Source organism: Bacillus cereus group sp. RP29, from assembly GCF_040459765.1.
Lineage (GTDB): Bacteria > Bacillota > Bacilli > Bacillales > Bacillaceae_G > Bacillus_A > Bacillus_A paranthracis.
The window spans coordinates 2,396,047-2,408,066 of record NZ_JARVHN010000001.1; the positions used below are offsets into that span (position 1 = coordinate 2,396,047).

The following is a 12,020-nucleotide window of genomic DNA, read 5'->3' on the forward strand; positions in this document are numbered from 1 at the left end:
TTGGAAGAAATACTTAGAGAGATAGAGAGAAAACTAGAATGGCCTCGTATTATAAAGTGTACAGCTATTTCAAAAGGTTTCTCACATGAAGAGAAATATAAAATAAAATTAGAAAATAGAGTAACATATTTTGTAAAAGTATGTGATGCTGTTTATTTTGAACGTAAACAAGAAGAATATACGTATATGAAACAATTAGAGTTATTACATATTCCAACGCCGAAGTTAATTCATTTCATAAAACTTGAGGAATTAAATAAATGTGTTCAAGTATTTGAATGGGTCCAAGGTGTAAATGGTCAAGAAGGTTTAAGGAAGCTATCGGCGGAAGAACAGTATCATGCAGGAAGAAAAGCAGGAGAAGTATTAAAGAGGATTCACTCGATAGAAAAAGAAAGTGCAAGTAATAAATGGAAAACATCTAGATGGAATAAATACGAAAGATACATAGAGGCATTAGCAAATTACGAAGTGAATTTTATAGATTTGAAGCCAGTATTAACCTTTGTAGAAAATCATAAAGACTTATTAAAAAATCGTCCAATCACATTTTTACACGATGACTTCCATCCAGCAAATAGTATGATTCATAATAAGGAATTTATCGTTATCGATTTTGGTGGATATGATTTTGGCGATCCTATACACGATTTTTATAACGTAGCGATTTTTACTACAAGAATAAGCAAACCATTTGCGGTTGGACAAGTCCATGGTTATTGCGGAGGGGAACCATCACTTCATTTTTGGAAACTGTACTCATTATATGCAGCAATGACATTCCCAGCGGATATCGTTTGGACAAACCGAAGCACGCCGCATTTAGTAGATGATATGAAGGGAAGATTGAACCAAATTTTAGAAGGTCATAATCAATTTTCATTCTATATTCCCAAATGGTATCAATCAAGTGAATTTAATAAATAAAGGAGGAATTCATATGGACAAAATAGCAGTAATTTCAGATATACATGGTAATATTCCGGCTTTAGAATCTGTGCTACAAGACATTAAATTGAGAGGAATCAAACGCATAATTTGTCTTGGAGATTTAGTAGGGAAAGGTCCTCATTCTAGCGAAGTAATTGAAATCATTCGTAAAGAATGTGAAGTAGTCGTAATGGGAAACTGGGATGATTTTATTACAAAGCCGACTGAATTTGAAGCATTAAAATGGTATCAAAAACAACTATCGGAAGAACAAAATGACTATTTAAGAAGCTTGCCATTTTCAATCGAGTTTTATATGAGTGGAAAACTCATTCGAATGTTTCACGCTTCACCGAGAAGTTTATATGAAAGAATACAACCACACGCTTCAAGAGAAGAGCGTATTAGTATGTTCGAAAACAGTGAGCTTACGGAGAATATAGAAGGAGAAAAGAAACCAGATGTCGTTTGCTACGGTGATGTTCACCAAGCGTTCGTTCAAAATTTCAGAGGGAAAACGTTATGTAACGCTGGTAGCGTAGGAAATCCGCTTGAAATTACACAAGCTTCTTATTTAATATTCGAAGGAACTTACAATAAAAAAGAAGCAGCAAGTTTTTCCATCCAGCTTGTACGTGTACCGTACGATATTGAATTAGCTATAAGGCTGGCAGAAGAGCTCGATATGCCAGAAATTGAAGAATACAAACAAGAATTACGGACTGCTTTATATCGAGGGTTTAAGGGAAAGTAAGTCAATCATAATATATCAACGATTCGACAAAGGATATCGACTTACCGACAAATAGTGACATAAAAGTTAATTATAATTTTATTATGTAAACTAAATGAAGGGAGAAATATCATGAACCGAAAACAAAGTATAAAAGAAATTGCTAATCATATTTTAACGTTAAATGTAACGCATCCAACAAGAGTTGGAGTAAGCGGTATTACAGCATCAGGAAAAACAACATTTGCAAACGAAGTAGCGGAAGAAATAAAAAAACGAGGGTTACCAGTAACGCGCGCTAGCATTGACGATTTTCATAACCCAAAAGTGATTCGTTATACACAAGGTAAAGAATCTGCAAGAGGGTATTATGAAGACGCACACGATTATACAGCTTTCAAAGAAAGACTATTAAAACCTTTAGGACCTAATGGGAATTTACAGTATGAAACGATCTCTCATAATTTAAAAACGGATATTCCTGTACATAATGAGCCGTTAATGGCTCAAACCAATATGGTACTCATAGTAGATGGAACATTTCTATTAAAAAAAGACGTTGAGCATTTATTTGATTACAAAATTTTTGTAGATACAGATTTTGAGATTGCGAGAAAACGTGGTGCTAAGCGGGAAACTGAAGCTTTTGGAAGTTATGAAGAAGCAGAGAAGATGTTTTTGAGCAGGTATCATGCGGCCTGTAAGATGTATATGGATGAGCATAATCCGAAAGAGTGTGCGGATGTTGTATTTCGGAATAGTGATTTAGCAAATCCAGAACTTATATTTCAAGAGCGAATGTAATACACAATCAAAAGTATATGTATAGCCTTTTATTAATAGTTATAATTCTCGTATAATTATATTAGCTTTAGAAAGTGAAAAACGGGGGATAAGGCAATAAGAAACGCAAAAAGGGGAGAAAAAATATAATGAATGAAGTACTAGAACTAAAAGAAGAACTACTACAAATTAAAAATAATAATTATGCTGTACCAGAAGACGTAGATGCATATCCATATGCGCAGTGGATGCTAGATTATATCGGATCACCTGATGCTGAATTACGTGATGATTTAATTTATAGTACGCTTCACACATGGATTACAAATGATGTATTTAGACAAAAAGAATTACGGGGATTAATGCTACAAGCAATTAGTCCTGATTATTTATTTTATAAAATTGGTGAAAAGGGAACAGACTCTGTTTTTAAACGTGCATTCTCTGTATTAATTCCACCACTTATTTTATCTGTTCATGAAAGAGAACCGTTGTTATCAGAAGAACAACTATACAGCGTAGCAGAACAAGTGCTGGAATATGTATATTTAGAAGAAGATGTAAGAGGTTATGTAGAAGGAAAAGGATGGGCACACTCTACTGCACATGCAGCAGATGCGCTCGATGCGTTAGCACGTACAATACAAAATCGTGAGTTTTCATATGCGATTCTTGCAGCTGTTCGTCAGAAAGTTCGCCTAAATGACTATGTTTACATACACTTTGAGGATGAGAGATTAGTAACGCCAATTATGTCGTTACGTAATCAAAATCTTTTAACAGAAGAAGAGTGGAGCAACTGGTTACATAGTATAGCAATTGTTGAAGACATCCCGCATCCTCAGTATGATATTTTAGTACAAAATATTAGAGCTTTCTTAAGAAGTTTATATTTTAGAGTTTTAGAGACAGAGGGTAGTACAGCCTTTACAGATGATATTTTGGAAACTTTGAAGGATTTGCGTAGGTATTAAAAATCCATTTTGCTAAAAGGAAATTACATAAAACCAGCACCTCCCAACCATACTAATAAAATGTGTTGGAGGTGAGTTTAATGGACAAAAAAGATTTTGAAAAAGTGTATAATGATTATTTATATCAAGGAGAAGAACAAGCTCAATTCGAAGTAGACCATGAAGTTAATACAGGAGCAGAACAAATAGTTGCAGTTCGTAAAAATGATGATGGGGATTTAATTGCTTTTAAAACAAGTAGCGGGAGAGAGTTAGATTATATGACTGCTCTTAGTGAAGCAAAATCAGGGAAGTTAGCTCATGTGGACGTATTTCATAAGTATGGCAGAGATATTATACGTAGCGAACCTGATGGAATAAAAGAAAATAACTTAGATAATTTACCTTCATTTTAAACGGGTAAACCCCAAGAAGAGAATGTTCATTTGGATATTCTCTTCTTTATTTTACGAAGTTTTTCTTGCAAATAGACGGTTCATTTTTAACGTGCGATAAAACTTTTAAAGAGTGCTCTAAATTTTTCTTTATCTTCTGCTGTAAATGGTTTCGGTCCCTTTGTACGTTTACCACTTTTTCGAACCATTGCACTTAAATATCGTGTTTGTAACAATTGTTCAATGTTATCATTCGTATACTTATAGCCTTTATGGTGTAGTACGATACAACCTTTTGCTAAAGCAAGCGAAGCAAGACCGTAATCTTGTGTTATGATTAAATCTTCTTTTTGGGCTAACTGCATAATTCGGTAATCCGCAGCATCTGCTCCAGAATCAACATAAATTGTTTCCACGCCTTTTGGTTGCTCTGCATTAGAATAATGAGAAAAGCTTGTAACGAGGGTAACAGGAATTTCTGCCTTCGTAGCTTCAAAAATAATTACATCTTTTACAGGGCAAGCATCTGCATCAACATAGATTTTCATTGGTATCACTCCTATAACTAGGTTCGTGTTGATGATAATGGTAGATTTAGGTTTTGTCAAACGAGGGTTTGTATCTAAAGTTACTTTTCACAAACCAAAATAGCCTCACGCAAGCGAGAAATACCTTCCTCAATTTGATCAATATCCACTTTTCCATAAGATAAACGTATATAACCATCTTTCGCGCCGAAAATACTACCAGGCATAAAAGCAATTTCTTGTTTTAAGCTTTGCATAATGAGTTGTTTTTCGTTGATCGGTTCTTTTAATTTCCCCCATATGTATATACCACCGGTCGGATTTGAAAAAGAGATTTTATCGTGAAGTTGCTCGTTTAGAGCGCGGACGATAACGTCTCTTTTTTCTGCTAGTTGTTTTCGTAACGGTACGATATGAGACTGAAATGGTACGGTTTCAAAAAACTGCTGCATAAGCCACTGCGGGAAAATGCTCATCCCTAATTCCATTTGGTGTCTTGCATCGGATAACCTTTCTACTACAGACTGCGGAGCGACAAGCCAACCAACTCGTAATCCTGGTGCAATCATTTTTGATAAAGAATGCACGTAAATGACAGTTCCATTTTCATCAATCGATTTCAAAGTGGGGCAAGGTTGTTTCTTTTCTAACGTAAGTAAACTAGACGGATCATCTTCAACAATCGCAATTCGTAAGTCTGCACAAAGCGATAATAGTTTTTTTCTACGGTTTGGATGCAGCATTGTGCCCGTAGGATTTTGGAAATTTGGATTTAAAAAGATCATTTTAATACGATGCTTTCTATATAGCTCTTGCACATCATCCGGATTAATACCGTGTTCATCGACAGGTAATGGGAAAATACGAATACCTGCTGATTGGAATAACGGTAAGGAATAACAGTGTGATGGACTTTCGAAAGCGACAGCATCACCTGGGTTTAATAAACATTGTACGATAAGGTGAAGTGCTTGCTGTGCACCAGATGTAATCATTATGGATTGCTCAGTCGCTTCAACTTTTAAATGTTCTTTCATATATTTTACTACCGCTTGTCTAAGCGGGAGATAGCCTTGCGGATGATCGTAACTTAATGAATGTGTTAACGGTTGTTCCCGTAAAATCGTTTGTAGTTGATCGTGAGGATAGAGATTACAACCGAGTTCTCCGTTTGCAAAATCAATAATGTTTTCATTTTGTTGTACTTCTGCCCGAATATGGCGAAGTAACGGCAAGTTTGGTAAGAACGTACCGCCTTCTACGAAATTTCTCCAGTTCGGCGTTAATGTTGGAGAAACGCCCCACATATGTGTACTCACACGTGTTCCTTTACCAGTCGTACTTTCTACAATTCCCATAGCACGTAGTTCATTATAAGCAGTCGTTACTGTACTTCGGTTTACATTTAACTGCGTAGCTAATTTCCGTTCGGAAGGTAGGAAGCTACCTGGAGGAAGTTCTCCGTATGTAATACGTTTTTCAATAAAGTCAACAACTTGCTGATAAATAGGGATTTTACTGTCACTATCTAGCTTCCATTCCATAAAAAACGCCTCCGTATCTCTTATATACATCCAGTATAGCAAATTGGCTGGGTAAAAAAACAGCCAATTGGACGGTGTTTTATCCAGCCAATTTTACTATGCTAAATAGGGAAGGGGAGATTCGGATGAAACGATGGCAAATGGAATGGCTCCTAGTATCAGTTGCATTAGTATGGGGAGCAAATTATACAATAGGAAAGTATGGTGTGGCATTTATGTCATCCATTCAATTTAATAGTTTACGATTTTTAGTAGCATCACCGGTATTATTACTTATTACTTTTATGATGGAACGCTCATTACGTATTGAAAGAAAAGATTGGCTACGATTAGTAGCAGTCGGCATCGTTGGAACGACAATGTATCAAACGATGTTTATGCTATCTGTGAAATATACTTCAGCAACGAACGCCTCATTATTAATTGCGATGTCACCTATATTTACAGGGATATTAGCAGTATTACACAAACAAGAACGTTTTTCGATGAAAGTACAAATTGGTTCAATAGTAGCGTTTATTGGTGCAGCATTCGTTTTATTAACAGGACATACAGGAGGAGCTACTTACGAGTATGCGTGGCTTGGAAATGTAATTGGATTAGTCGCAGCAATTGCTTGGGGATGGTATCCAATATTAGCACAACCTCTTATTACAAAATACTCCGCAATGAGAGTCACATCTTGGTCTACTTTAATTGGAATTGTACCTCTCGTTATATATTGTTTATTCAACGTAAATACATTAACGTGGCCAGTAGATACGCCAAGCTGGGGATCACTAGCATATTCAATTGTCTTTGCGACCATCTTCGGACTTGCAATGTGGTATGTCGGTATTAGTCAAATAGGCTCAACGAAAGTAATGGTTTATATGTATCTTGTACCGTTGTTCGCAGTTATTTTTGCGGCAGTAACAATAGGAGAGCAAATCAATATGATGCAACTGGTTGGCGGACTTATTATCTTTGTGGGTCTATATGTTGTAAAAAAAGGTGGAATCAAAAAGCCAGCTCTCAATTTGAAAAAGGTAAGCTAACAGTAAAAAGGATCTCTTTCATATAGAAGGAGATCCTTTTTTGTTTCGTAATAAAAGCGCTTGTTCAACAGCCCATTTTTGATGATCATGAAGTAAATATTCTATAGCATGTAATGGAGACATCCACCTTAAAACATGATCCTCCTCACAGTTTCCAGTTCGTTTCTGCACCATGTTCGCAATATAAAAGAACCCATCGTTTAAATAATAAGTATCTTCTTTTTCCGCATAAAAATATCGCATTGCATTACCGATATATTGATTAATTTCAATTGCCCATCCTAATTCCTCTAGTAGTTCACGATGTAAGCATTCATCTTTTGTTTCGGTACCTTCCATACCGCCACCAGGTAAAAAATAACGGTCTCCTTTTTGGATAATAGCAATGTTTGAAGAAGTTGAGTTAAAAATAATTGCATAACAACTAGGGCGTAATACATATTGCTCAGTAGGCTTTTTATAACCAAAAGTAAGTTTAGATATCATAAAACACGTCACCTCTCTATAAAATACATAAAAGGAATAATAAGGTAAGGTTAGAATTATATAAGTACAATCTTAATAGATTGGAGTGATAACAAAATGATAAATCGAAAGTGTTCGCGCTGTAAAGAAATAACAGGTACATTGCACGGTGGTAAAAAAATTAAGGAAGAATTTTTATGTGAAGACTGTTTGCAAAAAGGAATTGCGAGTGGGGAAATCGAATTATCACAAGTGGAAGAAAAACAAACTTCATATCTTTCTATAAAAATATTAAAAATAATGAGTGTGATTTATTTAATAGGATCTATTTTTATGGCTTTTTCAACTGGTCCATTTATACATAATCTTGGGTTTGATGAAATATCTATTTCGGGATCGGAATTAGGTTTAATAAGTATTGTTATGTTAGGTTCTATATTTCAGTCAGTTCTTGTATTTTGCGGGATATGGGTATTTATCCTTTTAGTAGAAACAGTCATTAAAATTTATGAAAAAATGAAGTGAGTGAGAGGGAGAAACGTATGCGAGTAAGAAACATCCAAGGGGAAGATTATGTAAAGATTCATTCTGTTTTAAATGATTGGTGGGGCGGGAGAGACATGGCTGCTATGTTGCCAAAATTGTTTTTCGTTCACTTTCAAGAAACGAGTTTTATCATTGAAGAAGATGGCGAAACGTTAGGTTTCTTATGCGGATTCTTTTCGCAAACGCATAAAGAGGAAGCGTACGTTCATTTTATCGGGGTAAATCCGAAGTATAGAAGAAGAGGAATTGCATCGACATTGTATTCGTATTTCTTTGATGTCGCACGTGCAAATAATCGTAAAGTTGTAAAAGCAATTACGTCACCAGTTAATAAAAAATCGATACAGTTTCATCAAGAAATCGGTTTTCGAATTGAGGATGGGGATGATGAGGTAGAGGGTGTATCGGTACATACAAATTATGATGGGAACGGCGGGAGTAGAGTTTTATTTTTGAAACATGTGTAAAAGTAGGCTAGCGAAAAGTTAGCCTTTTTGTTGTGAGGAGCTAGAAGTATGGAGAGTAAACAAAGTAGAAATGAGTATGTAAGACGGATACATAAGGTTCAAGATTATATAGAATCCAACATCGATAGTTCACTATCTATTGAAGAGCTAGCCGATGTAGCAGGATTTTCAAAGTATCATTTTCATAGAATTTTTAAAGGGATAGTAGATGAACCATTATCTCGGTATGTAAACCGATTGAAACTGGAAAGGGCAACAAACCTTCTTACATACCGTTCGGATATGACGATTACTGACATCGCTTACCATTTTGGTTTCACAGATTCGGCAGTTTTCTCCCGTACATTTAAAAATTATTACGGAGTAAGTCCGTCTCAATATCGAAACTATAATAGCAAGAATTGCAAAGACGTAAGAAGAACTTCTCAATACAATGAATGTAAGAAGGTTCGAGGGAATGTTGAAATTGTAACAGTAGACAATATAAACGTCGCATACATAAGGCATATCGGTACATATGACGAGTTAACTATAGCTTTTCCGAAAATGATAGAGAAACTATTTCAATACGCAACCAAGCAAAACTATCATGTATTTGAGGATACGAAAGTATTAACCATTTACCACGATCATCATGAATTTACGGAGGACAATCATTTAAGAACAAGTTTATGTATAACAATTCCAGGTGAATCTGCAATAGAAACGAACGACATTGGAATAATGGTAATACCTTCAGGCAAGTATGCAGTAGGACATTTTGAAATATTCCAAGATGAATATAAAAGAGCATGGGACTTTATATATGGTGAGTGGCTGCCAAATAGCGGATATAAACCGAGAGACTCATATCCTTTTGAAGTATATAGAAATGATCCAAAGCAGCATCCAAAGCATAAACATATAGTTGATATATATGTACCTATCGAACCTTTTTAATTATAGGTTAAAGGGGAAGGAATAATGAAAACTGCTGAAAAGTTAGATCAGATTATAAAAGAAGAATATAAAAATATGAATGGTATGTTAGTAGTGCAGAAAGGTAATATTATTTTTGAAAAATATTATAACGATTACGGACCAAATGATACATTTCATGTAGCGTCAGTTACAAAAACGATAATCTCTGCGCTAATTGGGATATGTATAGATAAAGGCTATATAAAAAGCGTTGATCAAAGAGTAATAGAATTTTTCCCAGAATATAATTGTAATTCATCTGAAATAACAGTGCGGCATCTCCTTACTATGACAGCTCCATATCCTTTCGTAGACTGGCAGGAACCGTTAGAAGAATTATGTACGCAACAAGATTGGATACAGTATACGTTAGATAGGATAGGAAAAGGCGGAAACATTGGGGCTTTTAAATATTCATCTGCAGGAGCGCATGTACTATCAGCAATTATTACGAGCGTAACAGGAAAAAGCGCGCGTGAATTTGCGAATGAACAGCTATTTCAGCCACTCGACATGAGAGAAATTCCAAACTACAATATGAAAGCGTTTGGATTTGATGACTTATTCGGAAAAGATGTAAAAGGATGGGTTCATGATCCAAATGGTATTTCGACAGGCGGCTGGGGACTAACGTTAACAGTTAAAGATATGGCTAAGTTTGGACAGCTGTATTTGAATGAAGGTACTCATAATGGAAAACAAATTCTATCAACATCATGGATAAAAGAATCAACAGAAATGAACACAAATCAATATGGTTACTTATGGTGGTTACGAGAAGAAGATGGAATCTTTTCATACTGTGCTATGGGTGACGGTGGGAATATGATTTGTTGTATTCCAGAGAAGGAATTGGTTGTAGTAATGGCTTCTGAAGCTATGCCGAATGCACGGGATAGATGGGAATTGATTGTGAAATATATTCTTCCTTGTATACGATCAAATCAATAATGGTAGCAAAAAGATGGTGTGAATTGGAGTTTCATACCATCTTTTTGTTTTATGACGGAAAGTTCAGGGGAATGTAAGAATTGCGTTAGTAAATGTAAATATTAGGTTTTATCGATATTCGATTATTTTTTTTATGTATAATGAGGACAAGGCCTAAAAATACTTAAATATTTAAGTGAATATTTTAAAAAGGGAGATTAAGAATATATGAAAAGCCTACTTCAAAAAACTTTAGCTGTTACAGGATTAACTGCTTCTTTATTAGGCATGGTTTCTTCCGTTTCATTTGCTTCGATTAGTTGGGATAATGACGCAACGTGGACAGGAAGCGGAGCAAAAGCTAAGGCAACTGCCTATACTGCGAAAAAGAACGAACCTCATTTTTACAAGATGACTGTAAGAGCTAGCTTTGATGATGGGACTTCTAAAGAGTTAGCATTGTATGATGCTAAAACGTCAGATCGTATAAACGTTAGCGTTGCATCCAAAGGACCGGTGACCAGAGGTTATTCGGGTCATGAATGGATAATGGTAGGGGATAGTGCGTACACTTCTAAGGAAATGGTAATTAAATAAAAATCAACAAAAACCGTGAAAAAGGATAAATACCTTTTTCACGGTTTTTAAAATGAGGAGGATATATGAATCTAGTATTAAAAGAAATAGTGGTGAACAAAACAATATTCATTATGTTATTTATTGGATTTGTATTGACAATATGGCCAATCCTGATCGCAATGTCGACGCGAGATTATTATGATGAGAAATTTTATGATAGCAAAAATGGTTATTTTAATTATTACTATTCTGTTCAACTTACTAATATGGGGGAAATTAATTTCGAACAATTTCAGATGTTAGTAGAATCTGATTTTAAAAACGCTAGTGTTATTACAAATGATATTCGTATTACTATTCCGGATATCGGCCACGTAATAATGAATGGTCTCCTTAATAAAAATTGGTCTCCACCTTTGCTAAAAGGTTCTCAGATAGGACAAGATGAAAAAAATAGTGTAATAGTGGGGAAGAAAATTTATAAGGATATGGAAACAATAAAATTATTTAATAAGGAATATACAGTTAAAGGCGTAGCTGGAGAAAATACTGGATATGAGTATAATATTAAAATTTACGTCTCTCTAAATGACATGCCAGATGAAGTGAAACAGATGATACAAAAAGATAATACATTCCAAATGATTGTTCGTTCTAACGAAAACCCTATCAAGGAAATAGAAACTTTCATACAGCATATGAAACAGAACAATAAAGATATAAATGCCAAAGTAATTAGTGAAAAAGAGAACTATGAGAAGGAAAAAAACTCAAGTGAAGCCGTAGAAGAGTTACTCAGTTTTCCATATAGGCTTTTATGTATAGCTTTCATTACCAGTATAATAGTAAGTTATTATTGGATTTATACGAAGAAAAAAAGTTTGTCGTTAAGGAAAGCTTTGGGAGCAAGTAATGTAAATCTTTTTATTTTTATATTTAGTCAATTATTTTTATGTGCAATCACTGCATCAGCCTGTGCAATATGCATACAATGGATTTTTAGCATTTTGAGTGAAAATATTATAGAGTTTACAAGCTATAATATTAGTTTACAGTCTACTCATATTGTAATGTGTGTATTTCTTTCACTTACTATAGCTTTCATTCTCTCTGTAATACCATTTGTATATGTGCTTAAAAGTGAACCTGCTAAAGCATTAAAGGAGTAAAA

Annotated in this window: 15 protein-coding genes; 12 read left to right on the plus strand and 3 right to left on the minus strand. The window is 34.8% G+C overall.

What is annotated here, in order from left to right:
- The 5 genes from QCI47_RS12680 (at window position 1) to QCI47_RS12700 (ending at window position 3,815) form a co-directional block, all read left to right on the plus strand.
- Window positions 1–927, plus strand: coding sequence for an aminoglycoside phosphotransferase family protein (locus QCI47_RS12680; RefSeq protein ID WP_309423212.1), 927 nt, complete (start codon window positions 1–3; stop codon window positions 925–927).
- Between the two features lie 13 nt (window positions 928–940).
- Window positions 941–1,684, plus strand: a complete 744-nt coding sequence (locus QCI47_RS12685) for a metallophosphoesterase family protein (RefSeq protein ID WP_309423211.1) — start codon at window positions 941–943, stop codon at window positions 1,682–1,684.
- 111 nt (window positions 1,685–1,795) lie between these two features.
- Window positions 1,796–2,467 carry a nucleoside/nucleotide kinase family protein gene (locus QCI47_RS12690; protein ID WP_061130677.1) on the plus strand — a complete coding sequence of 224 codons (672 nt, stop codon included), beginning with the start codon at window positions 1,796–1,798 and terminating at the stop codon, window positions 2,465–2,467.
- A gap of 128 nt (window positions 2,468–2,595) precedes the next feature.
- Window positions 2,596–3,420, plus strand: a complete 825-nt coding sequence (locus tag QCI47_RS12695; protein WP_001006678.1) for a DUF2785 domain-containing protein — start codon at window positions 2,596–2,598, stop codon at window positions 3,418–3,420.
- An 80-nt stretch (window positions 3,421–3,500) separates the two neighbouring features.
- The gene (locus tag QCI47_RS12700; protein ID WP_000358184.1) at window positions 3,501–3,815 is read left to right on the plus strand and encodes a DUF3892 domain-containing protein; all 315 of its coding nucleotides are present in this window, start codon (window positions 3,501–3,503) and stop codon (window positions 3,813–3,815) included.
- A gap of 86 nt (window positions 3,816–3,901) precedes the next feature.
- Here QCI47_RS12700 and QCI47_RS12705 read toward each other — a convergent pair whose 3' ends face one another.
- Both QCI47_RS12705 and pdxR read right to left on the minus strand, forming a co-directional pair.
- Window positions 3,902–4,342, minus strand: coding sequence for a YaiI/YqxD family protein (locus tag QCI47_RS12705; protein ID WP_000708750.1), 441 nt, complete (start codon window positions 4,340–4,342; stop codon window positions 3,902–3,904).
- An 80-nt stretch (window positions 4,343–4,422) separates the two neighbouring features.
- Window positions 4,423–5,865, minus strand: coding sequence for a MocR-like pyridoxine biosynthesis transcription factor PdxR (gene pdxR, locus QCI47_RS12710; RefSeq protein WP_061130679.1), 1,443 nt, complete (start codon window positions 5,863–5,865; stop codon window positions 4,423–4,425).
- A gap of 125 nt (window positions 5,866–5,990) precedes the next feature.
- On the opposite strand from pdxR, the gene QCI47_RS12715 reads away from it, so the two are divergent.
- Complete coding sequence (locus tag QCI47_RS12715) at window positions 5,991–6,902, plus strand: DMT family transporter (RefSeq protein ID WP_061130680.1); 912 nt, start codon at window positions 5,991–5,993, stop codon at window positions 6,900–6,902.
- Window positions 6,903–6,920: 18 nt separating this feature from the next.
- Here the strand turns inward: QCI47_RS12715 and QCI47_RS12720 are convergent, their stop codons facing one another.
- On the minus strand, window positions 6,921–7,388 hold the full coding sequence (locus tag QCI47_RS12720; RefSeq protein ID WP_000624032.1) for an NUDIX hydrolase: 468 nt from the start codon (window positions 7,386–7,388) through the stop codon (window positions 6,921–6,923).
- Between the two features lie 96 nt (window positions 7,389–7,484).
- Between QCI47_RS12720 and QCI47_RS12725 the strand changes: the two genes are divergently transcribed.
- The 6 genes from QCI47_RS12725 (at window position 7,485) to QCI47_RS12750 (ending at window position 12,018) form a co-directional block, all read left to right on the plus strand.
- The gene (locus tag QCI47_RS12725) at window positions 7,485–7,892 is read left to right on the plus strand and encodes a DUF3980 domain-containing protein (protein ID WP_074543699.1); all 408 of its coding nucleotides are present in this window, start codon (window positions 7,485–7,487) and stop codon (window positions 7,890–7,892) included.
- Window positions 7,893–7,909: 17 nt separating this feature from the next.
- Window positions 7,910–8,380, plus strand: a complete 471-nt coding sequence (locus QCI47_RS12730) for a GNAT family N-acetyltransferase (RefSeq protein ID WP_074543700.1) — start codon at window positions 7,910–7,912, stop codon at window positions 8,378–8,380.
- Between the two features lie 48 nt (window positions 8,381–8,428).
- The gene (locus tag QCI47_RS12735; RefSeq protein WP_309423209.1) at window positions 8,429–9,319 is read left to right on the plus strand and encodes an AraC family transcriptional regulator; all 891 of its coding nucleotides are present in this window, start codon (window positions 8,429–8,431) and stop codon (window positions 9,317–9,319) included.
- Window positions 9,320–9,343: 24 nt separating this feature from the next.
- Window positions 9,344–10,291, plus strand: a complete 948-nt coding sequence (locus tag QCI47_RS12740) for a serine hydrolase domain-containing protein (RefSeq protein ID WP_309423208.1) — start codon at window positions 9,344–9,346, stop codon at window positions 10,289–10,291.
- A gap of 207 nt (window positions 10,292–10,498) precedes the next feature.
- Window positions 10,499–10,867 (plus strand): hypothetical protein, encoded by a 369-nt coding sequence (locus QCI47_RS12745; RefSeq protein ID WP_000838690.1) that lies wholly within the window; start codon window positions 10,499–10,501, stop codon window positions 10,865–10,867.
- Window positions 10,868–10,932: 65 nt separating this feature from the next.
- Complete coding sequence (locus QCI47_RS12750) at window positions 10,933–12,018, plus strand: FtsX-like permease family protein (protein ID WP_001055054.1); 1,086 nt, start codon at window positions 10,933–10,935, stop codon at window positions 12,016–12,018.
- Window positions 12,019–12,020 lie beyond the last annotated feature (2 nt).

Bases quoted from the DNA above. Each gene is read 5' to 3' on its own strand.
- QCI47_RS12685 (WP_309423211.1), top strand. From the start codon at position 941: ATGGACAAAATAGCAGTAATTTCAGATATACATGGTAATATTCCGGCT.
- QCI47_RS12690 (WP_061130677.1), top strand. From the start codon at position 1,796: ATGAACCGAAAACAAAGTATAAAAGAAATTGCTAATCATATTTTAACG.
- QCI47_RS12695 (WP_001006678.1), top strand. From the start codon at position 2,596: ATGAATGAAGTACTAGAACTAAAAGAAGAACTACTACAAATTAAAAAT.
- QCI47_RS12700 (WP_000358184.1), top strand. From the start codon at position 3,501: ATGGACAAAAAAGATTTTGAAAAAGTGTATAATGATTATTTATATCAA.
- QCI47_RS12705 (WP_000708750.1), bottom strand. From the start codon at position 4,342: ATGAAAATCTATGTTGATGCAGATGCTTGCCCTGTAAAAGATGTAATT.
- pdxR (WP_061130679.1), bottom strand. From the start codon at position 5,865: ATGGAATGGAAGCTAGATAGTGACAGTAAAATCCCTATTTATCAGCAA.
- QCI47_RS12715 (WP_061130680.1), top strand. From the start codon at position 5,991: ATGAAACGATGGCAAATGGAATGGCTCCTAGTATCAGTTGCATTAGTA.
- QCI47_RS12720 (WP_000624032.1), bottom strand. From the start codon at position 7,388: ATGATATCTAAACTTACTTTTGGTTATAAAAAGCCTACTGAGCAATAT.
- QCI47_RS12725 (WP_074543699.1), top strand. From the start codon at position 7,485: ATGATAAATCGAAAGTGTTCGCGCTGTAAAGAAATAACAGGTACATTG.
- QCI47_RS12730 (WP_074543700.1), top strand. From the start codon at position 7,910: ATGCGAGTAAGAAACATCCAAGGGGAAGATTATGTAAAGATTCATTCT.
- QCI47_RS12735 (WP_309423209.1), top strand. From the start codon at position 8,429: ATGGAGAGTAAACAAAGTAGAAATGAGTATGTAAGACGGATACATAAG.
- QCI47_RS12740 (WP_309423208.1), top strand. From the start codon at position 9,344: ATGAAAACTGCTGAAAAGTTAGATCAGATTATAAAAGAAGAATATAAA.
- QCI47_RS12745 (WP_000838690.1), top strand. From the start codon at position 10,499: ATGAAAAGCCTACTTCAAAAAACTTTAGCTGTTACAGGATTAACTGCT.
- QCI47_RS12750 (WP_001055054.1), top strand. From the start codon at position 10,933: ATGAATCTAGTATTAAAAGAAATAGTGGTGAACAAAACAATATTCATT.